The 18581-nt window shown below is 69.8% G+C and carries 18 protein-coding genes; 10 read left to right on the top strand and 8 right to left on the bottom strand.

Features of this window, described 5'->3' with window-relative positions; translation table 11 throughout:
• Window positions 1-3: 3 nt before the first annotated feature.
• Window positions 4-804 (bottom strand): PAQR family membrane homeostasis protein TrhA, encoded by an 801-nt coding sequence (gene trhA, locus JD292_RS05875; RefSeq protein ID WP_200131810.1) that lies wholly within the window; start codon window positions 802-804, stop codon window positions 4-6.
• A gap of 147 nt (window positions 805-951) precedes the next feature.
• On the opposite strand from trhA, the gene uppS reads away from it, so the two are divergent.
• The 4 genes from uppS (at window position 952) to JD292_RS05855 (ending at window position 4880) form a co-directional block, all read left to right on the top strand.
• Window positions 952-1737 carry a polyprenyl diphosphate synthase gene (uppS, locus tag JD292_RS05870; protein WP_200131809.1) on the top strand — a complete coding sequence of 262 codons (786 nt, stop codon included), beginning with the start codon at window positions 952-954 and terminating at the stop codon, window positions 1735-1737.
• 3 nt (window positions 1738-1740) lie between these two features.
• Window positions 1741-2547, top strand: a complete 807-nt coding sequence (locus JD292_RS05865; RefSeq protein ID WP_200131808.1) for an SDR family NAD(P)-dependent oxidoreductase — start codon at window positions 1741-1743, stop codon at window positions 2545-2547.
• 59 nt (window positions 2548-2606) lie between these two features.
• On the top strand, window positions 2607-3995 hold the full coding sequence (locus JD292_RS05860; RefSeq protein WP_200131807.1) for an amidohydrolase: 1389 nt from the start codon (window positions 2607-2609) through the stop codon (window positions 3993-3995).
• Window positions 3996-4124: 129 nt separating this feature from the next.
• The gene (locus tag JD292_RS05855) at window positions 4125-4880 is read left to right on the top strand and encodes a nucleoside phosphorylase (RefSeq protein WP_200131806.1); all 756 of its coding nucleotides are present in this window, start codon (window positions 4125-4127) and stop codon (window positions 4878-4880) included.
• 111 nt (window positions 4881-4991) lie between these two features.
• On the opposite strand, the gene JD292_RS05850 is transcribed toward JD292_RS05855, so the two are convergent.
• Window positions 4992-5483: an S-ribosylhomocysteine lyase gene (locus tag JD292_RS05850; RefSeq protein WP_200131805.1), complete on the bottom strand. Its 492-nt coding sequence runs from the start codon at window positions 5481-5483 to the stop codon at window positions 4992-4994.
• A gap of 162 nt (window positions 5484-5645) precedes the next feature.
• The gene (locus JD292_RS05845) at window positions 5646-6014 is read right to left on the bottom strand and encodes a hypothetical protein (protein ID WP_233613653.1); all 369 of its coding nucleotides are present in this window, start codon (window positions 6012-6014) and stop codon (window positions 5646-5648) included.
• Window positions 6015-6397: 383 nt separating this feature from the next.
• On the opposite strand from JD292_RS05845, the gene JD292_RS05840 reads away from it, so the two are divergent.
• The 4 genes from JD292_RS05840 (at window position 6398) to JD292_RS05825 (ending at window position 8864) form a co-directional block, all read left to right on the top strand.
• Window positions 6398-7000 (top strand): phosphorylase family protein, encoded by a 603-nt coding sequence (locus JD292_RS05840; RefSeq protein WP_200131804.1) that lies wholly within the window; start codon window positions 6398-6400, stop codon window positions 6998-7000.
• Window positions 7001-7035: 35 nt separating this feature from the next.
• Window positions 7036-7770, top strand: a complete 735-nt coding sequence (locus JD292_RS05835) for a glucosamine-6-phosphate deaminase (RefSeq protein WP_200131803.1) — start codon at window positions 7036-7038, stop codon at window positions 7768-7770.
• A 69-nt stretch (window positions 7771-7839) separates the two neighbouring features.
• The gene (locus JD292_RS05830; RefSeq protein ID WP_200131802.1) at window positions 7840-8457 is read left to right on the top strand and encodes an SOS response-associated peptidase family protein; all 618 of its coding nucleotides are present in this window, start codon (window positions 7840-7842) and stop codon (window positions 8455-8457) included.
• Window positions 8454-8864 (top strand): hypothetical protein, encoded by a 411-nt coding sequence (locus JD292_RS05825; RefSeq protein WP_200131801.1) that lies wholly within the window; start codon window positions 8454-8456, stop codon window positions 8862-8864. Before JD292_RS05830 ends, JD292_RS05825 begins: the two co-directional genes overlap by 4 nt.
• A 43-nt stretch (window positions 8865-8907) precedes the next feature.
• On the opposite strand, the gene JD292_RS05820 is transcribed toward JD292_RS05825, so the two are convergent.
• Window positions 8908-9252, bottom strand: a complete 345-nt coding sequence (locus JD292_RS05820) for a TraR/DksA family transcriptional regulator (protein WP_200131800.1) — start codon at window positions 9250-9252, stop codon at window positions 8908-8910.
• 276 nt (window positions 9253-9528) lie between these two features.
• Here JD292_RS05820 and JD292_RS05815 point away from each other — a divergent pair, with 276 nt between their 5' ends.
• Entirely contained in the window at window positions 9529-10746 is a 1218-nt protein-coding gene (locus JD292_RS05815; protein WP_200131799.1) for a benzoate/H(+) symporter BenE family transporter, read from the top strand.
• Window positions 10747-10870: 124 nt separating this feature from the next.
• Here JD292_RS05815 and JD292_RS12440 read toward each other — a convergent pair whose 3' ends face one another.
• On the bottom strand, window positions 10871-13540 hold the full coding sequence (locus tag JD292_RS12440) for a CLIPPER-2 domain-containing protein (RefSeq protein WP_200131798.1): 2670 nt from the start codon (window positions 13538-13540) through the stop codon (window positions 10871-10873).
• 424 nt (window positions 13541-13964) lie between these two features.
• On the opposite strand from JD292_RS12440, the gene JD292_RS05805 reads away from it, so the two are divergent.
• The gene (locus tag JD292_RS05805; protein ID WP_200131797.1) at window positions 13965-15785 is read left to right on the top strand and encodes a DUF5979 domain-containing protein; all 1821 of its coding nucleotides are present in this window, start codon (window positions 13965-13967) and stop codon (window positions 15783-15785) included.
• Window positions 15786-16010: 225 nt separating this feature from the next.
• Here the strand turns inward: JD292_RS05805 and JD292_RS05800 are convergent, their stop codons facing one another.
• From JD292_RS05800 to JD292_RS05790, 3 genes are read right to left on the bottom strand one after another with little or no spacing between them, the layout of a single operon-like run.
• Window positions 16011-16688 (bottom strand): ABC transporter permease, encoded by a 678-nt coding sequence (locus tag JD292_RS05800; RefSeq protein ID WP_200131796.1) that lies wholly within the window; start codon window positions 16686-16688, stop codon window positions 16011-16013.
• Window positions 16678-17457 (bottom strand): ABC transporter permease, encoded by a 780-nt coding sequence (locus JD292_RS05795; RefSeq protein WP_200131795.1) that lies wholly within the window; start codon window positions 17455-17457, stop codon window positions 16678-16680. The genes JD292_RS05800 and JD292_RS05795 overlap by 11 nt, the downstream gene beginning before the upstream one ends.
• Entirely contained in the window at window positions 17454-18512 is a 1059-nt protein-coding gene (locus JD292_RS05790) for an ABC transporter ATP-binding protein (RefSeq protein ID WP_200131794.1), read from the bottom strand. Before JD292_RS05790 ends, JD292_RS05795 begins: the two co-directional genes overlap by 4 nt.
• Window positions 18513-18581: the final 69 nt, after the last annotated feature.

Genomic DNA, 18581 nt, shown 5'->3' with positions numbered 1-18581 from the left:
CGACTACCGCAGCGGCACCGGATCGAGCGCCAGCAGCAGCGCCGCCGTCCAGTGGCAGAGGAACGCGAGCACCGTGAGCGAGTGGAAGATCTCGTGGAACCCGAACACTCCGGGCACCGGGTTCGGCCGCTTCATCCCGTAGACGACAGAGCCGACCGTGTAGAGCAGCCCGCCCACCACCACGAGCACCATCGACGCGAGGTTCGCGTGCGCGATGTCGACGATGTACATCATCGCCGCCCAGCCGAGCAGCACATACAGCGGCACGTAGAGCCAGCGCGGCGCGCCGATCCAGAACACCCGGAAACCGATCCCGAGCAGGGCCCCGATCCACACGAGCACGAGCAGCAGCACGCCCTTCGACGGCGGCAGCGCGAGGAGCGCGATGGGCGTATAGGTGCCCGCGATCAGGAGAAAGATATTGGCGTGATCGAGCCGCCTGAACAGCTGCTTCGTCGATGGCTTCCAGTTGATGCGATGGTAGAGCGCCGAAACGCCGAACAGCAGCATGCTCGTGAGCGTGAACACGGCGGACGCCCACTTCGCGACGGCGCCGTGGGCGAGGCAGATGAGCACGATCCCCGCGGCGACCGCGATGGGGAACGTCGCGGCGTGGATCCAGCCGCGCCACTTCGGCTTCGGATCGACCGGTTCGCTGCGTGACGGGCCGTCAGGACCGGAACCCGGCCCGCCCGGCCCGTGCTCGAGCGCATCCTCGAGCAGGGGAAGCGAGAGCGCGTCCGGCTCAGGGAACGTGCCGGTGCCGCGGGCTGAGGAGGGCTCTGGCGCTGCGGGGGCGGTCATACTCTCGAGTGTATGCACCGCACAGAACCGCAGGTGCATATGTGTAGGGAACCCCCAGGTGCCGGGGTGCTCGCTGGGGAGGATCCTGATCGCATCCCGCTGGGAACTCCCCGGCGTCGGAGGGCCGCGCCCCGGTAGACTCTGAGGGTGAGTGCGCAGCCGTCCCCACCCCGCGCCGGGTTTCTCTACCGGCTCTATCAGCGGCGCCTGCGCAGGGAGATCGACCCGGCGCGCACCCCGCACCACATCGCGATGATCGTCGACGGGAATCGGCGCTGGGCTAAGCAGCGCCTGCAGGAGCGCGCGGCCTTCGGGCACCGCGCAGGGGCGCGCAAGGTTCCCGAGTTCCTGGGCTGGGCCGAAGAGGCCGGCGTTGACGTCGTCACCCTCTATCTCCTGTCCTCGGACAACCTGGGGGCCCGCGACAGCGTGGAACTGCAGGACCTGTTCGGGATCATCGCGGAGCTCGCAGGCCTGCTCGCGGCGAATCCGCGCTGGCGCGTGAAACACGTCGGATCGTGCAGGGGGCTCCCCGAGGAACTCGCCGAGGCTCTGAGCGCGGCGGAGCAGAAAACCGCCGATCACACCGGTCTGCACGTCAATCTCGCGGTCGGCTACGGCGGCCGCAGCGAGATCCTCGCAGCGATGCAGGAGGTCGTCGAGGAGCATCGCGCGGGCGGCGGAACGATCGAGACGCTCGGGGAACGGCTCACGCCCGAACTCATCGGCGAGCACCTGTGGACGCGCGGCCAGGCCGACCCGGATCTCGTGATCCGCACGTCGGGGGAGCAGCGCCTCTCGGACTTCATGATCTGGCAGTCCGCCCACTCGGAGTTCTACTTCGTCGAGGCGCTGTATCCGGATCTGCGCGAGGTGGACTTCCTGCGCGCGCTGCGAGACTATTCGACCAGGCAGAGACGACTCGGAGGCTAGCTGATGCGGCAGCGCGACACGGGACTTCCCGATCTGAGTGGGCAGCGAGTGCTCGTGACCGGGGCTTCCGGCGGCATCGGGGGCGGGATCGCCCGCCGCTTCGCGGCGGCCGGCGCCGACCTCGCGGTGCACTATCGCGGCTCGGCCGACGCGGCGTTCGCCCTGGTCGAGGAGCTGCGCGAACGCGGCGCCAGGGCCGTTGCCGTGCGCGCCGATCTCGGCGAGGACGGAGCGCCAGCGGCGCTCGTCGCCGAGGCGGTGCACGCGCTGGGCGGCCTGGACGGACTCGTGAACAACGCGGGGATCCAGCCCGTGCAGCTGCTCGCCGAGACCTCGCGGGCCGACTGGGACGCGGTGCTCGCGACGAACCTCGGCGCGGTGTTCGAGCTGTCGCGCGAGGCCGCCGCCGCGATGACGGCCGAGGCGGAGCGGGAGGACGAGGACCGGACCGGAGCCCGCTGGATCACCCACATCGCGTCGATCGAAGCGAGCCGCCCCGGGATGGCTCACGCCCACTACGCGGCGGCGAAGGCCGGCCTCGTGATGCACGCGCGCGCGGCGGCGCTCCAGCTCGGCCCCGACGGGATCCGCGTGAACACCGTGTCGCCCGGGCTCGTCGATCGGCCGGGCCTCGCCGAGGCGTGGCCGGAGGGCGTCGCGAGCTGGAATGAGCGCGCCCCGCTCGGCCGTCTCGCCACGGCAGCGGACATCGGTAACGCGTGCGTCCTGCTCGCCTCACCCGCCGCGTCGTTCATCACGGGCCAGGATCTCGCCGTGGACGGCGGCATGCTCGCGACGCCGGGCTGGTAGCTCGCCCGTGATCCGGTACGTTCAGGAGACAGCGAAGAGAGAGAACCGAGGGGGACACCATGGATCTTGAGGCAGAAACGCCGCGAGCGAGCGGTCAGGGTACGGAGCAAGAGACCGTGCTGCGGGCGGACGCGATGCTCACTCCGAACGGGGCGGTCGCCGACGCGGAACTCGCGTTCGACGGCACCGGCCGCATCACCTACGCGGGCCCGGCCCGAAAGGATTCCGTGGTCACTCACGATCTCGCCGGCCACGTGCTCATGCCCGGCCTCGTGAACGGGCACACGCACTCCGCGATGACCCTGCTGCGGGCCGTGTCCGACGACGAGGGCTTCATGCCGTGGCTTGCGGCGGTCCAGGCGCTCGAGCAGCACCTCACGCGCGAGGATGTCGAGACGGGTCTCGAACTCGCGATGGTCGAGATGATCGAGACCGGCACGACCGCCTTCGCGGACATGTACTACTGGGACGCGGCGCTCGTCGAGCTCGTCCGCGCCGCGGGCATGCGCGCGCTCGTCGCGCCGGCGTCGTTCGCGCCGGAGGCCGTCGGGTTCCCGGGCGTCTCGCAGGCGAACGGCGCCGAGGTCACCGATCTCACGGAGAAGCTCGCGCAGCGTTACGCGGATGATCCCCAGATCAGGATCGCCTACGGCCCGCACGCCCCGTACACCTGCCCGCCCGAGTTCCTGCGCGACATCGCGGAGCGGGCGGTGGCGAACGGGATCCCGATCCACACGCACATCTCGGAGTCCGCGGCGGAGGTCGCGCAGATCGTCGAGCGCTACGGCGCGACCCCTGGGGACCATCTCGCCTCGCTCGGGCTCTTCGACGCCGAGGTGCTCGCCGCCCACTGCGTGCACCTCACCGCGGACGAGATTGCGTTCTTCGCGGAGAACGGTGTCGCGATCAGCCACAATCCCGTTTCGAACCTGAAGCTCGGCAACGGCATCGCCCCGCTGCCCGAGTTCCTCGAGTCGGGCGTCCGCCTCACCCTCGGCACCGACTCGGTCGCGAGCAACAACACGCTCGACCTGTTCGAGGAGGTCAAGACGGGCACGATCCTGCACCGGGGCGCCCACCAGGACGCCGCGATCGTGAAGGCAGCCGACGTGCTCGACATCGCGACCCGTCGCGGCGCCGAGGCGATCGGCTTCCCCGAGTCCGGCGCGCTCGAGGAGGGGCGCCTCGCGGACGTGATCGCCCTCGACGCGCGGGGCTCCGCGGCAACGCCGTTCGACGCCGCATCGCTCGTTTCGCACCTGGGGTTTGCCGCGACGGGCGCCGACGTGCGCCACGTGTTCGTCGGCGGGCGCCAGGTCTACGCCAACGGCCGTCACCTCACCCTCGACGCGGCCGCGATCCGTGCGCGGGCGGCAACGGCGCGGGAGCGGCTCTCGGCGGCCGCCGATGCCGCGGCTGCCGATGCCGCTCACTCCGGCGACTCCTGATCCTGATCCTGGCCCGGATACTGGCCCGGATCCCGATCCCGATCCCGATCCCGATCCCGACCCTCGCGCCGCCGGGCACCCGCCCGGCGCGACCCGCACCGCACCGCACAATCGAAAGGCACACATCACATGGCTCCCGTGAGGCTCCCCTCCGACGCTGAACTCCCGCTGCTCCGCGCTCGCGTGTCCGATCTCGCCGATCGCGCGCTCGTGGTCGGCGATCCCGGCCGCGCGGCACGCGTCGCCGAGCGACTCGACGACGTCCGCCAGCTCACCGCGAACCGCGAGTATCACGTGTACGCGGGCAGCTACCGCGGTGTTCCCGTCACGATCGCCTCGCACGGTGTGGGCGCTGCTGGCGCCGCGGTCTGCTTCGAGGAGCTCGCGCGCGGCGGCGTCACCCGGATCATCCGCTCCGGAACGGCTGGCGGCATCCAGCCCGAGGTCGTCGACGGCGCGATCGTCGTCGCGACCGGCGCGGTGCGCGCGGAGGGCGTGAGCCACCAGCTCGTGCCGAGCGATTTCCCCGCGATCGCGACCCCGGATCTCACGATCGCGCTCCGCGAGGCCGCCGGTCGCACCGGCCTCGACGTGCACACGGGCATCGTGCTCACGGGGGACATGTTCTACCCGAGCGACGTCATCACGGGCATCGATCACCAGCTGTGGCAGCGCGCCGGCGTCGTCGCGGTCGAGATGGAGGCGGCAGCCCTGTTCGTGATCGCTTCCCTGAACGGGATCGAGTCGGGCGCGGTGTTCGCGATCGACGGCAACCCGCTCGCCGCGAAGAACGACTCGATGGACGGTTACGATCCGTACCGCGAGATCGTGACGCAGGCCGTGGACGGCGCGCTCACGACCGCGCTCGACGTCCTCGTGTCCTAGCGCGGTCGCGCGCCACGAAGCGCAGAAGCCGGCCCCGCGACTCGTGCGCGTGGCCGGCTTCTGCGTTCTCGGAGGAGACCCGGTTCGGGGTTCCCGGGCGGGCGATCCGGGCTAGGCGATCCGCGAGCGGTCGAACGCGTCGAGGCTGATCCCGCGGTCGAGCACCGCGCGCGCCCACTCGCGCGCCGAGTGCAGGCTGTGGTCGCGGTAGTTGCCGCAGCTCACGGCCTCCGTTCCGGGCACGTCCTCCCAGGTGATGCGCTCGGCGATGTCCTCGAGCGATGCCTTGATCGCGGCCGCAACCACCTCGGGCGTGGGTTCCCCCCACGCGATCAGGTGGAAGCCCGTGCGGCAGCCGAACGGGGAGATGTCGATGAGCCCGTCGAAGCGGGTGCGGAGCAGCGCCGCGAGCGTGTGCTCGATCGTGTGCAGGCCGCCCGTGGGGATCTCCTGCTCGTTCGGCTGCACGAGCCGGATGTCGTAGTTCGAGATCGCGTCGCCCTTGGGGCCGTGCTCGACCCCGATCAGGCGGACGTACGGCGCCAGCACTTTCGTGTGATCCAGGGAGAAGCTCTCGACCTCGGCAAGTTCCACATCGCTCATGCGATCAGCCTAGCGAGCGGTTTCGGGAGGGGCGCGGGTGTGACGCCCGGCGACGGGTCGATGCCGCGCCGCGCTGCGGGCCGGAGACGGCCGCGGCCCGAACCGACAGGGTGTCGATCCGGGCCGCGGTTGGGGTCTGGCTGTGTCGCCGGCCGGCGTCGCTCAGGCGGCGCGGGCGAGTTCGCGACGGGTGAGCGCGATGCGCGCCCCCTCGCCGGCCTCGTCCTCTGCCACGCGGACCTCCCAGCCTGAGCGGTCGAGCCGCGCCAGGTCGAGCCGGGCCGCGTCGAGATCGTCGGTCTCGACGAAGTAGAGCGTGCGGCCGTCCGTGCGGTACACGGAGCGGCTCTGTGCCCACTCGGGGACGCGCATCTCGCCGTCGGTTCCGAGTGCGTGGTAGGGCGTCCGGAGCGTCGAGCCGGTGGAGCGCGAGGCCGAGGCGATCGGCGTCGCCGCGAACGGCGCCGTCGCAGCCGCGGTCTCGAAGCGCTTGGTCGTGTCGGTGTTCTTGTTTTTGATCGTATTCATCATCGGGTGTTCCTTAGTCTTACTGCGCCGCTTCGGCGCCTCGCCCGCGGAGTCGAACCGGGGCGATGATGGCACGCGTCGCCGGGCTCGAGCGAGCCGATCCGCGAGCAGCAGGATCGGCTGATCCGGCGCGCGCGGGTGACGCGGTGTGTGCGGAATCCAGGGTGTTCCACGGGGAGCGCGGTGTCGCGCTGCTGAGCTCTCGAGGCGCCCGCGTGGAATGCGCGGCCTGAGCCGCTTCGCCCTTCCCTGGGCAGCGATCGCGAGGCTTCCTTCGAAGCTCAGCTCATCAGTTTAGAACATTTCTTCGAGAAACGCTAGTCTTAGTTTGCGCCGGTCCGGCGCGACATCGTTCTCGGGCGCCGCGAGGACCCGGAGAGAGGCCCATGCCAGTGACCGAAACGCTCATCGTCTTCGCCCACCGCGACGAGGCCTCGGCCTTCGCCGACGTGCCCCACCTCGTGACCGGCGTCGGCAAGATCAACGCCGCCACCGAGCTGTCGGCCGCGCTCGCCGCAGCCGCCGCCGAGGGGCGCGAGATCGGGCGGGTGCTCGTGCTCGGCACCGCTGGCGTCGTCGGCGACGGGACCGAGGGGAGCGCACGCCCGAGCCTCGACGAGATCTACCAGATCAGCGGTGTCGTGCAGCACGACTTCTCGCTGCCGTCGCCGGAACTCGCGCCCGCGGGGGAGCAGGTGCTGCCCGAGTCGCACCGGGCCGTCATCGCAACGGGCGACGTCTTCGTGAAGGACGACGCGCAGCGCGCGACCATCTCAGCGCTCGGGGCGACGCTCGTCGACATGGAGGCCTACGCGTTCGCCCGCGTGTGCGATCGCTTCGGTGTGCCGCTGCAGATGTTCAAGGTGCCCTCGGACTTCGCCGACTCCTCGACCACGGACGAGGAATGGGACGTGATCGTGTTCCGCAAGAGCGAGCAGCTGCGCGCGTTCTGGGAGGAGCGGCTGCGGGACCCCGATACGCTCGTGTGACCCCCGCTGACCGCGAACTGGGAGAAGGAATTCGAATGGACGTGCGCGTACTCGCCGACCTGGAGGCCCTCGGAAACGCCGCCGCGGAACACCTGGTTGCGCAGGTGGAGCGGAAGCCCGACGCCGTGATCGGCCTCGCGACCGGCTCCTCACCCGTCGTCGCATACCGCGAGTGGGGCGGGCTCGCCCGGCGCCGGGAAATTTCACTCGACCGGGTCAGGGGCTTCGCGCTCGACGAGTACATCGGGCTCGACCCCGAGGACCCGCGCAGCTATCACGCCGTGATCCGCGACGACGCGGTGAACGTCGTTGGCCTCGATCCCGAGCGCGTGCGGGTCCCGTTCGCGCGCACCGTCGCCGAAGCGGCCGAGACCGGCGCTGAGTACGAACGCGCGATCGCCGCCGCGGGCGGCATCGACCTGCAGATCCTCGGGATCGGCCGCAACGGGCATCTCGCGTTCAACGAGCCGGGGTCGGCCGTCGACTCCCGGACGCGAGCGGTCGAGCTGACGCCGGAGACACGGGAGGACAACGCGCGCTTCTTCGAGAGCGCCGATCAGGTGCCCACGCACGCGATCACGCAGGGGATCGGGACGATCCTTGAGGCGCGCGCGCTGCTCATGATCGCCACGGGCGCCGCGAAGGCCGCGGCCGTTGCCGCGGCGATCGAGGGCCCAGAAACCGAGGCGCTCCCCGCGAGCTTCCTGCGCCGGCACGCCGATGTGATCTGGCTGCTCGACGAGGCGGCCGCCTCGCGCCTGGGACAGTAGCGCGGCGCGGCGCGGACCGTTCGCGTTCCGCCCCTCCCGAATGTCAGCGGTCCCACGTATCCTGGCGGCATGTGCGCATCGTATGGACTCGGCGGCGGAAGCGGCGCGCCGCTCCCGCTCGACCTGCCGCCCATGAGCGATCCCGCGAACGAGCGACTGCTCGCCGAGTGGGCGGACGCCCGTGATGGGCGGGCCGCGATCACGGGCGCCCGAGCGGTCAATCTGAATCCCCTGATCCACGCGCCTCAGGGCGAGCGTCGCATCGATCTGGGCTGGTGGTGGCTGTGGCGCGATCCCAGCGGCCCCGTCAAGTACTCGGCGTTTAACAGCCGAGACGACAAGCTGCTGCGCTCCTGGAAGGGGCCGTTCCAGCATCGGGCGATCCTGCCGGCCACCTGGTACGTGGAGAAGAAGGTGCGGTTCTCGCTTCCGGGGGATGAGCTGTTCGGGATCGCGGCCCTCACCTCGACGGTCACGCTCCCCGACGGCACGGAGCGGCTGTCCTACTCGATGGTCACCCGGGACGCCGTCGGCGAGGCGGCCGAGACCTGGCCGCGCATGCCGCTCGTCCTGCCGCGGGAGCTCCACGACGAGTGGCTCGATCCGGAGCGCGCTGGTGACGCGGAGCTCGTCGCCGAGGCGCAGCTCGCCTCCGACGGCATCTCGCGAGAGTTGAGCGGATCATGAGCGTGGACGACGGCATGCCCGAGCCCGAGGTGGACTACGCGGCGGCGTTCGAGGAGGTCGATCTCCTCGAAGAGGAGAGCTCCGACGGGGCGACGGAGTGGGCGGGAAGTCTCCTCGTGGGAACTCCCCTCGAGCTCGATGTCGCGGTGTTCGCCGAGTCGCGCGAGGAACTCGAGGAGGGGGCGCGAGGCGAGCTCGAGGAGGTCCTCTCGGAACTGGGGGCGCTCCTCGCCGCGGTCCCCTCCGGAGAGGCCGAGCTGTCTTCGGTCGCCCTCCGCGGCGATCGGCTCGGGGTCGGCTATCGCGACGCCGACACGAATGACGAGTTCATCGCCGTTTTCGAGCGCCACGAGGTGCCTGGCGGCCCCGGCTGGAAGTTCACCGGCTTCGGCGAGATCGAAACCTGATCAGGGCGGGGCGCCACCGGGCGGCGCGTCCGCCCACGCCGCGCTAGGGCGTGCAGGCCACGCAGCGCTCGCGCGCCGGGCGCACCTCGAGCTGGCCGGCGGGGATGGGCTCCCCGCACGCGGCACAGATCCCGTACTCGCCCTGCTCGAGCCGGCGGAACGCGTCCTCCGCGAGTGCCGCGTCCTCGCGCGCCGAGCCGAGCAGGCCAGAGAGCATCGACCACTCACCCGACAGCGTGACCCCCTCGGGGTCGTGCTCGTCATCGTCGGAGGAGCCGCGTCGCGCCTCCTGCAGCGCCGCGAGCGAGCGTTCGAGCCGGGCAACACGTTCGTCGGCCTGCGCCCGCCACTCCGAAAGCGCGGCCCGAATCTCCTGATCGCGGGTCATGTCACCACGATAACCCCGCGTCGCTGGCGCTGCCGCCTGCTAGCGTTGGGGCGTGGTCACCGCAGCAGTCATCTCCTGGACGATCTTCGTCATCGCCGGCGTCGTCGTCGGGGTCGCGCTCTGGGTGCAGCGCAAGAACAAGGGTCGCTGAGGAGCGGCCCCGCACCTCCGCGCCGCGGCCCGAGCGGGCCCCGCTCGGGTCCCGCCCGTGGCCAGCCCGGCGCGACCGCGCTCCGGACTTCGCGCCCCGGCCCGCCGTCATGGTACGTTCCGTAAATGAATCGTCCCCCGAGCGCCCCGCGCCCGCGCGAGATCCCCTGGGCCCCGATCAGTGCGGGGACGGTCGCCGCCCTCGTCGCGTTCGCCGCCACCTTCGCGGTCCTGCTCAGCGGGCTGCGCGCGGTCGGCGCGAACCCGGCGCAGGCCGCGTCAGGGCTCCTGGCCGTGACGCTCGCCATGGGAGCGTCCGCGCTGCTCCTGTCCTGGCGCTTCAAGATGCCGCTCGCCGCGGCCTGGTCCACGCCGGGAGCGGCCCTGCTCATCACGACGGGAACGGTCGCGGGCGGCTGGCCGGCGGCGGTGGGGGCGTTCCTCGTGACGGGCGCCCTCCTCGTGCTCACCGGGCTGTGGCCGGGCCTCACGCGTCTCGTGCAGCGGATTCCCGGGCCGATCGCGCAGGGCATGCTCGCGGGCGTGCTGTTTCCCCTGGTCCTGGGCCCGATCCCGGCGCTCGCCGAGCATCCGCTCGTCGTCGCGCCGATCCTCGTCGTCTGGCTCGTGATGCTGATCCTGGCCCCGAAATGGGCGGTACCGCTCGCGCTGGTTGCGGGTATCGCGGTGATCGCGATCGGACTCGTCACGGGCGGGCAGCGGATCCCGCTCGAGGACCTCGTTCCGACCGTTGAGTTCACGATGCCGACGATCACCCTGCAGGCGCTGACGGGGATCGCGTTGCCGCTCTACCTCGTCACGATGGCGTCGCAGAACATCCCGGGTGTCGCGGTGCTCGCCGGCTTCGGTTTCGCGGCGCCGTGGCGGGCATCGCTCGTCACGACGGGCGGGGCCACGATGCTCGCCGCTCCGTTCGGGGGCCACGCCGCGAACCTCGCCGCGATCAGCACCGCTCTCACCGCGGGACCTGACGCCGGGCCGCGGGAGCGACGCTGGATCGCGGGCGTCTCCATGGGCGTGACCTATCTCGTGCTCGGCGTGCTGAGTTCCGCGCTCACCGCCCTCGTACTCGCGGCGCCCCAGGGCGCGATCGAGGCCATCACGGGCGTCGCGATGATCAGCGCTTTCGCTGCGGCCTGCGCGGGGGCGATGAGCGTCGAACACGAGCGGGTGCCCGCGGCGGTGACGATCCTCGTGGCGGCCTCCGGCGTCACCGCGATCGGCCTGGGCTCGGCATTCTGGGCGCTCGCGGCGGGGATCCTCGTGTCCTGGGTGCTCGCCATCCGACGCAGGATCGATGGGCGGCGGACTGCGCATTCCTGAGCAGCGTGGATGTCCTGCCCGAGAAGCCGGGTGAGGGGGCCCGACCGAGCCTCTGGCCAATGCTGCCTGATCGTGAAGCGGGCCCCGTGGCGAACACCACGGGACCCGCTTCACGTTGCGGCGGCTACGCTCGCGAGCCGCGGCGGCGCGCGAGCAGCAGGGAACCGGCTGCGATCAGCGCGACTGCTCCGAGTGCGAGACCGGCGACGTCAGCGCCGCCGGTGACCGGCAGATCGTCCCCCGGCTTCGGAGTGGGCTTCGGCTTCGGGTCCGGAGTCGGCGTGCCCGGATGCGGGACGACCACGCCGGCTTCCGTCACTCTCACCAGAGCCGACGCCTTCGCCGTCACCTTGCCGCCTGGCGCGGTTCCGGACGCGGTCGCGTGGTTCGTCACGCTGCCCGCGCGGTAGTCGGCCTTCGTCGTGGTGTACGTCGACGGGGCATCGCAGGTGGCCTCAGCGCCCACCGCGAGGTCCTTCGCGCACACGAAGTCGGTCACGCCGAGTAGCGGATCGTCGATCGTGACGTTCGTGAGCGGGGTCTCGCCCGTGTTCTTGACCGTGAAGGAGTAGGAGATCTTCTCGCCGACCTCGACGGAAGTCGCGCTTGCGGCCTTGGTGAGCGAGATACCCGGGGTGAGCACGGCCGGAACGGTCACCTTCACGTCGGCCGTGGCGGTCTGCTTCGGCGGGGCGTCGGTGCCGGGGGAGGTTGCCGTGGCGGTGGCCTCGTTGTGCACCGTGCCAGAGACTCCATCGGCGTCGGTCGCCGTGTAGGTCGACGGGGCGTCACAGGTGGCCTCGGCGCCGATCGCGAGGTCCTTCGCGCACACGAAGTCGGACACGCCGAGCAGCGGATCGTCGATCGTGACGTTCGTGAGCGGGGTCTCGCCCGTGTTCTTGACCGTGAAGGAGTAGGAGATGCTCTCGCCGACCTCGACCGTTGTGGCGTCTGCGGTCTTGGCGAGCGTGAACCCGGGGGTCAACACGACCGGAACCGTCACGGCGACGTCTGCGGTGGCGGTCTGTTCCTCCGGCGCCGATGCGCCAGGGCCCGGAGTCGCGTTCGCGGTGGCGATATTGTGCACCTTTCCTGCCGCGCCGTCGGCGTCAGTGGCCTTGTGCTTCACGGGGGCGTCGCACGTCGTCTCCGCGCCCACCGCGAGATCCTGTGCGCACACGAAGTCGGTGATCCCGAGCAGTGGGTCGGAGATTACGACGTTGCTCAGGCCCGCCGTGCCCGTGTTCTTGACGGTGAAGGAGTAACCGATCTCGTCGCCGACCTGCACAGTCTGCGCGTCGGCGCTCTTCGCGAGCGTGAACGCGGCGGTTCCTCCGTAGCGGGTCTCCGCGGAAACGTCGGACTTCGCGTAGGTCCAGGTGTCAAGCGACTTGTTGTTGCCCCACGAGCCGGTCTGTGCGCTATCTGAGTTGTTGCAAGTGCCATTCGTGGAGGACCAGCCGCGCGTCGCCGCGTCGCCAATGGGCACGCCGTCCGGCAGCGAGTTGATCGACGCGGGCCGTGGGCCGCAATTCGCGTATGCGGCGAACATCGAGTCATTCCAGTAGGTCCGGTCGTCTGCGATCCCGTCGCCGTTCAGACGCGTCATCTTGACGCCGCCCGCCATGGTCTCGACGTCGACGAGGACGAGGTGGATCTCGGCCGCCTGGTTGACCGTGAGCTTGAACCCGACCGAGGTGGTCGCCGAGATCGGTGCCCCGTTCGCGTCGAGCCCGTCGAATGCGTAGCTACCCGCGCCGGTCGCGGTGTTCGCGGGGACATGACGGTCGAGCGGTCCGTCGTAGGATCCGTCGCCGTCGGCGTCGATGTGGATCGTGTAGCTGCCATTGTGGCTGCCCACGGAGTAGCTCAGCGTTCCCGATCGGGGTTGCGCGCCTGACGGGGTGAACTGCAGGTCCCGCACGGTGGGCGCTGCGATTGCCGGGTTGAGCCAGTGGGTGGCTGCGCCGCCGGACAGGGCGGTCGCTGGGGCGATCGCCGCGCTTGCCGGCAAGTCGGGGGAGGGATCCTCGAAGAATAGCAGATAGCTCCCGCCGCACTTCGCGGCGTCGGCGCTCGCCACGGCCTGATTGCGCAGGTCCGACGCGTAGGTGGGCTGGCAGCTCGCGCGGTCCACGTTGCCGAACGCGTTCGCGGCGATGACCGAGTTCCAGCCGTTGTACTTCGGAAGGTCGATCTTGTACCGGTAGCCCTGCTCGCTGACCGCCCAGAACGCGAGATTCTGGTTGAAGTTCGTGGTGGGCTGCATGATTTGGTACGAGGTGGTGAACACCCGACCCGGCTGGCGGACGCCGCCCGAAGTGACATTGAGGACCCAGGGCCGGCTGGAACTGCCGTACCGCGGGGCCTCCGGGCCAACAGTCACCTGGTAGATGCCGTCAGCTGGCGCTTCGACGACGAGCGGGCCGACGTCGGAGGCGGTACCCGCATCGAACATCCCGAGCCCGTTCTTCTGGGCGATCACGGCACCGGAGGGGGACGTCACCACCATCCTCGCTTTGCCAAGCCCGATGGTATAGGTGTCAGCCGGGTTCTCTTTTCCAGTGAGCGCGCCTGCGTCTCCGGTGAGCGTCTCGCCGGCTTTCATGTAGACGTACAGGGTTTGTGTTTCGAAGACACCGGTGCCGTTTGTGAGGTGCCTTGGCAGATCAGGCTGCGGATACGGATTCGTTTCCGCAAGCGCCGGATCGGCGACGGCGACGGCGCCGATCATGAGTGCCGCTGCGGCAAGAATGGCTCCTGCGCGCGCGCTGAATCGTTTCGTAAGTTTCACGTGGTATCCCCCCGGGTACAGGAACGCGGCGACACAGATTCATCGCGTTCCGTTTCGGAATTCTCTCACAGGTTTTGAGACGGGGAGCAATTTTGTTTTCCGGGAAAGTTCGTTGGGTTATTTCATCGACAAGTGTTGTCTGATCTGGAGTTCGCTGTCACTCGGCCGGCTCTTGGCGGAGTGGCTCGCGAGCGCCTTCACTTCCTTGAGGGCGGCGTGGCGATCGGAGCTCCGCGGTGTGCGGCAGGAGGGACCCTGGCCCGGAGAGCCGCACTCGTTCCGTAATGTATCCCCTACAAACCTGCTTCATAGATTTCAGAGGATTCCTAGGGTTTTCAGTGAAGTTTCGATCAGTGTTCGACATGTGGTGCCGAATGTGCTGGCATGGCGGGGACATGTTTGTCTATCCAGGGGGGATATTGCAATGATTCATCGCGCCCAAAAAGGTGGGGCGAAGCCCGCTTCCGGAAGATTCTGGAACGTCGGCCGAAGCCTCGCGGCCGCCGGAACCGCGCTGCTGCTGCTCGTCACCGGCGGCGTCGGAGCGGCTGTCGCGGCACCGCCGTACACGACGAACGCGACGGTTTCGAACATCAACTTCGTGAAGGACACCGTCGGAAGCGGCTCCTCGGCCGAGATGACCGCCGAGTGGACGCTGCCGGACAACCCGACTCCGCCCGCTGGCATGACGATCGCGCTCCCGCCGGAGCTCGCGGGTCGCGGCGACACGTTCGTCATCACGGCCTCGGACACCGGCGAGACGATCGCGAATTGCGTGGCGCGCGCGACGCAGCTGGAGTGCGATTTCGACGCGGGGTACATCTCGGAGAATCCCCGCAACCTGCACGGAAACGTGAACTTCTGGGTCGTCGTCAAGAAGGACGTGACGCAGACCGAGGAAGAGTCCTTCACCGTCAACGGTCAGGTCGTGACGGTCACCGTGACCCCGCCGGGCGGCACCTGCACCACGAACTGCGACTTCCTGTGGGACAACCGCAAGGACGGCGCCTTCGACTACGCGAACAACACGATCTCCTGGTACGTCCACATCGGGGCGCCCGAGGCCGGAATGGCCGGCGGCCAGAAGATCGAGGTGACGGACACCCCGGGCCCGAACCAGAGCCTCACGGTCACGGACACGAACCCGCTCCTCATGGAGACGAACGAGAAGGGCCCGCGCGGCGACGGCGCGATCCGGCCCCAGAACTGGCAGATCGTTCCGCGCGCCGACTACTCGGTCGACGCCAACGGAACCGTAGTGTTCACCACGAAGCAGGGCTATTTCTACCAGGTGAAGTACGTCACCGACGTGACGGACAACGGCGCAACGGGTGACTACACCAACCGGGCCGACTTCACGATCAACGGCCAGAGCGGCGGCGGAGCTGACGGTCACGTCCGCTACGCCGGTGGCGGCGGCACGGGCATCGGCGACAACGTCGGCGTGTTCAGCATCACGAAGAAGGTCGAAGGCGACGCCGCGAATCTTCCGTCCGATCTGAAGTTCACCGGTACCTACACCGTCACCACTCCCGCGGGTGACGTGCTGGACGGCGACTTCGAGGTCGCTGCCGATGGCACCTGGGAGAGCGACGAGTTCCCCCGAGACTCGACGGTTCACCTGAACGAGGTCACGCCGACGAGCCCGTCGAACATCAACTGGGCCACGCCGGTCTTCTCGAAGAACGACTTCAAGCTCGAGGGCGGCAAGCTCACCGAGATCCAGCTCACCAACACCGCGTCGGTGAAGCTCGGCAAGTTCTCGGCCGCGAAGTCTTTCGACGGCACGAAGGCCGCGCAGGATCTCGTGCCCGAGAACGCGACGTTCGATCTCGACTACTCGTACCCGGCCGGAGTGGGCTTCCCCGCAGGCTCGGGCACGCTGAAGATCGGCGCCGACGGTCAGCGGGTCTCGAGCCCGGATCTCCCGATGGGGGCCGAGGTGACCGTGACCGAGAAGGCGCCGGCAGCGGTCGAGGGGCTCGTCTGGGGCACCCCGGAGATCTCGCCGTCGACGTTCACGATCGGCGATGGCACTGAGGTTGCGATCCAGGTGAAGAACCCGGTCACGGAGAAGCCGACGAAGCCGACGACCCCGACCACGCCGGAGAAGCCGGCGAAGCCGGAGCTGCCGGTGACCGGTGCGGGCGACGGCGCGATGCTCGGCCTCGCCGGTGTCGCGGGTCTCATGCTCGCGGCCGGAGCGGCGCTGATGGCGCGGAAGCGCCTCGCCTCCCGCGGCTAAGGGCTGAGTGGCGGGGAGGAGGGCTCGGCCCCTCCTTCCCGACACCGTGAACAGCGCACGAATCCCCGCCTCGAAGTCCATTCGAGGCGGGGATTCGTGCGTGTGCGCGAGCGTCGGCCGAGGATCTCCGGTTCAGCCATGGGAAGGACCGGTCAGGGCCCCACCGCCCGCTGACGGTGCGGGATCGCCCGGCCCGCCTCGCGCGTGAGCATCCCGGCGCTCGTGTCAGGTTCGGCCGGAGCGGCGGGAGCGGCGGCCGGTCCGGGGCGCCGCGATCGCGCCGAGACCGGCGAGCGTCCCGTCGACGATGAGCGCGAGCATCGACACGAGCACCGCGCCCACGAGCATGCTCCCGTAGTCGTAGACGGCGAGTCCGTCGAAGATGTAGCGCCCGAGACCGCCGAGGTTGACGTAGGCGGCGATCGTGGCGGTCGCGATCACCTGCAGCGCGGCGTTGCGGAACCCCGCCGCGATCAGCGGCACCGCGAGCGGAAGCTCGACCTGCGTGATGATCTGGCCCTCTCGCATGCCCATCGCGCGCGCGGCGTCGACGGTCGTCGGGTCGACGCTCCGGAACCCGGAGGTGACTCCGGCGAGCAGCGGCGGGATCGCGAGGGCCACGAGCGCGATCACGGGCGGGATCAGCCCGAGGCCGATGAACAGCGCGAGCAGGGTCATGACGCCGAGGCTCGGGAGCGCGCGCAGCGTGTTCATCGCCCCGACCGCGAGGGTGACGCCGCGGCCGGTGTGCCCGATCAGGATCCCGATCGGGATCGCGATCACCGCGGCGATGAGCACGGAGAGCGCCGAGATGCCGAGGTGCTCGAGGAGGCGGCTCAGGATGCCGTCGGAGCCGATCCAGTTGGCGCCGTCTGCGAGGAAGCCGAGCATGTCACCGAACATCGGCCACCTCCTCGCTCGGGTGCGCGCCGGCCCGGCTGTTGCTCGCGCGAGCGGTGGACGCGGTGCCCGTGAGGGCTGCACCGGGCGTCTCGGTGCTGCCGCTACCGTTGCCGTTGCCGCTGCCGCGACGAGCCACTCCCGCGCGGGTCCACGGGGTGAGGATCCGCCCGATCAGGCTGAGCACGCGGTCGAAGACGAACGCGAGCACGAGAATCGCGAGGATTCCGGCGAGGATCTGATCGGGGTAATTGCGTTGATACCCGGCGGTGAACAACTGGCCGAGGCCGCCGACGCCGATCACCGCACCCACGGACACGAGCGACACGTTCGTCACGGCGACGACACGGGCTCCCGCGGTCAGCACGGGAATCGCGAGCGGGAGGTCGGTTCCGAGTGCGAGCCGAACGCGCGACGTGCCGATCGCGAGGGCGGCATCACGCACCACTGGGTCGACCGAGTCGAGCGCCTCGAAGACCGAGCGCAGCAGCAGCGCCGCGGAATAGCAGGACAGTGCGATGACCACGTTGATCGGGTTCAGGATCTGGGTGCCGATGATCGACGGGATGACCACGAAAAGGGCGAGGGAGGGGATCGTGAAGATGATCCCGCCGACCGCGAACGCGATGGCGCGCGGCGCGCGAGTCCGGTGGAGGAGCAGCCCGAGCGGGATCGCGATCGCGAGTCCGATCAGGGTCGGTGCCGCGGCAAGCAGGGCGTGTTGCGCGATCAGCCCGAGCAGCGCCTGCCAGTTCTCGAACGCCCAGTTCACGGCGCCTCACCGCTTCCGCGCCGCGCGACGGCGCGATAGGCGTCCTCGGCCTGCACGATCCCGGAGGGGCGTCCCGCCGCATCGACGCAGATCGCGTATGGCGCGGGCGAGGACAGCACGGCGTCGAGCACGGTTCTGAGGCTCCCGTCCGGCGGGATCAGGGTCCCGAGCCCGAGCGGTGCGCCGTCGCTGCCGAGCCAGTCGCCCGGGCGGCCGTCCGGGTCGAGCGTGAACGCCCAGGCGCCGTCGACGTGGATCGTGCCGTCCGATGCCCCGGGGAGCTGATGCACGGGGACCGATTCAGCCCCGGCGAAGGAGAGCGCACGGAATCCCCGATCACGGCCCACCATGGAGCGCACGAGCTCGTTCGCGGGCTGCGTGAGCACGGTCTCCGGAGCGGCGTACTGCTGGACCTCGCCACCCGGGGCGAACACCGCGATCCGGTCGCCGAGGCGGAGCGCCTCGTCGATGTCGTGCGTGACGAACAGGATCGTCTTCTGCACCTCGCGCTGGATCCTGAGGATCTCGAGCTGCAGTTCCTCGCGCACGACGGGGTCGACAGCGCTGAACGGCTCATCCATGAGGAGGATCGGGGGATCCGCGGCGAGCGCTCGGGCCACACCAACGCGCTGCTGCTGTCCGCCGGAGAGCTGCGAGGGGTAGCGATCGATGAGTTCGGGACGCAGCTGCACGCGCTCGATGGCCTCGTGCGCGCGGGCCCGCGCTTCCCGCCTGCTGAGTCCCTTGAGGCGGAGGACCTGCGCGACGTTGTCGAGTACCGTGCGGTGGGGGAGGAGACCAGCGTGCTGGATCACGTAGCCGATCCCGAGTCTGAGGGGAACGGTGGGGAGGTCCGCGATGTCGCGACCGTCGATGAGCACGCGGCCGCTCGTGGGCGTCACCATCTTGTTGACCATCCGCATCGAGGTCGTTTTGCCGCAGCCGCTCGGCCCGACGAATACCGTGAGGGACCCGGTCTCCACCTCGAGGCTCAGGTCGTCGACCCCGACGGTGCCGTCGGGAAAGGCTTTCGATGCGTTCTGGAAGGAGATCATGCGCGGGCTTTCTGGGTCGAGCGTGGTGCGGTGCTGGGCGGAGGGGCTGCTGGCGCGGTGCTGGATCGG

The organism is Leucobacter edaphi, assembly GCF_016522535.1.
In the GTDB taxonomy this organism is placed as follows: domain Bacteria; phylum Actinomycetota; class Actinomycetes; order Actinomycetales; family Microbacteriaceae; genus Leucobacter; species Leucobacter edaphi.
Note: the sequence above shows the minus strand (reverse complement) of the source record. Positions and strands in the feature narration are given on the sequence as shown.

Coding starts and splice junctions, on each gene's coding strand:
- JD292_RS05820 (WP_200131800.1), bottom strand. CDS start 9,252: ATGACCCGCGATCAGGAGATTCGGGCCGCGCTTTCGGAGTGGCGGGCG.
- JD292_RS05805 (WP_200131797.1), top strand. CDS start 13,965: ATGATTCATCGCGCCCAAAAAGGTGGGGCGAAGCCCGCTTCCGGAAGA.
- JD292_RS05830 (WP_200131802.1), top strand. CDS start 7,840: ATGTGCGCATCGTATGGACTCGGCGGCGGAAGCGGCGCGCCGCTCCCG.
- JD292_RS05815 (WP_200131799.1), top strand. CDS start 9,529: ATGAATCGTCCCCCGAGCGCCCCGCGCCCGCGCGAGATCCCCTGGGCC.
- JD292_RS05845 (WP_233613653.1), bottom strand. CDS start 6,014: ATGATGAATACGATCAAAAACAAGAACACCGACACGACCAAGCGCTTC.
- JD292_RS05825 (WP_200131801.1), top strand. CDS start 8,454: ATGAGCGTGGACGACGGCATGCCCGAGCCCGAGGTGGACTACGCGGCG.
- JD292_RS05790 (WP_200131794.1), bottom strand. CDS start 18,512: ATGATCTCCTTCCAGAACGCATCGAAAGCCTTTCCCGACGGCACCGTC.
- JD292_RS05835 (WP_200131803.1), top strand. CDS start 7,036: ATGGACGTGCGCGTACTCGCCGACCTGGAGGCCCTCGGAAACGCCGCC.
- JD292_RS05865 (WP_200131808.1), top strand. CDS start 1,741: ATGCGGCAGCGCGACACGGGACTTCCCGATCTGAGTGGGCAGCGAGTG.
- JD292_RS05800 (WP_200131796.1), bottom strand. CDS start 16,688: ATGTTCGGTGACATGCTCGGCTTCCTCGCAGACGGCGCCAACTGGATC.
- JD292_RS05855 (WP_200131806.1), top strand. CDS start 4,125: ATGGCTCCCGTGAGGCTCCCCTCCGACGCTGAACTCCCGCTGCTCCGC.
- JD292_RS05850 (WP_200131805.1), bottom strand. CDS start 5,483: ATGAGCGATGTGGAACTTGCCGAGGTCGAGAGCTTCTCCCTGGATCAC.
- trhA (WP_200131810.1), bottom strand. CDS start 804: ATGACCGCCCCCGCAGCGCCAGAGCCCTCCTCAGCCCGCGGCACCGGC.
- JD292_RS05840 (WP_200131804.1), top strand. CDS start 6,398: ATGCCAGTGACCGAAACGCTCATCGTCTTCGCCCACCGCGACGAGGCC.
- JD292_RS05860 (WP_200131807.1), top strand. CDS start 2,607: ATGGATCTTGAGGCAGAAACGCCGCGAGCGAGCGGTCAGGGTACGGAG.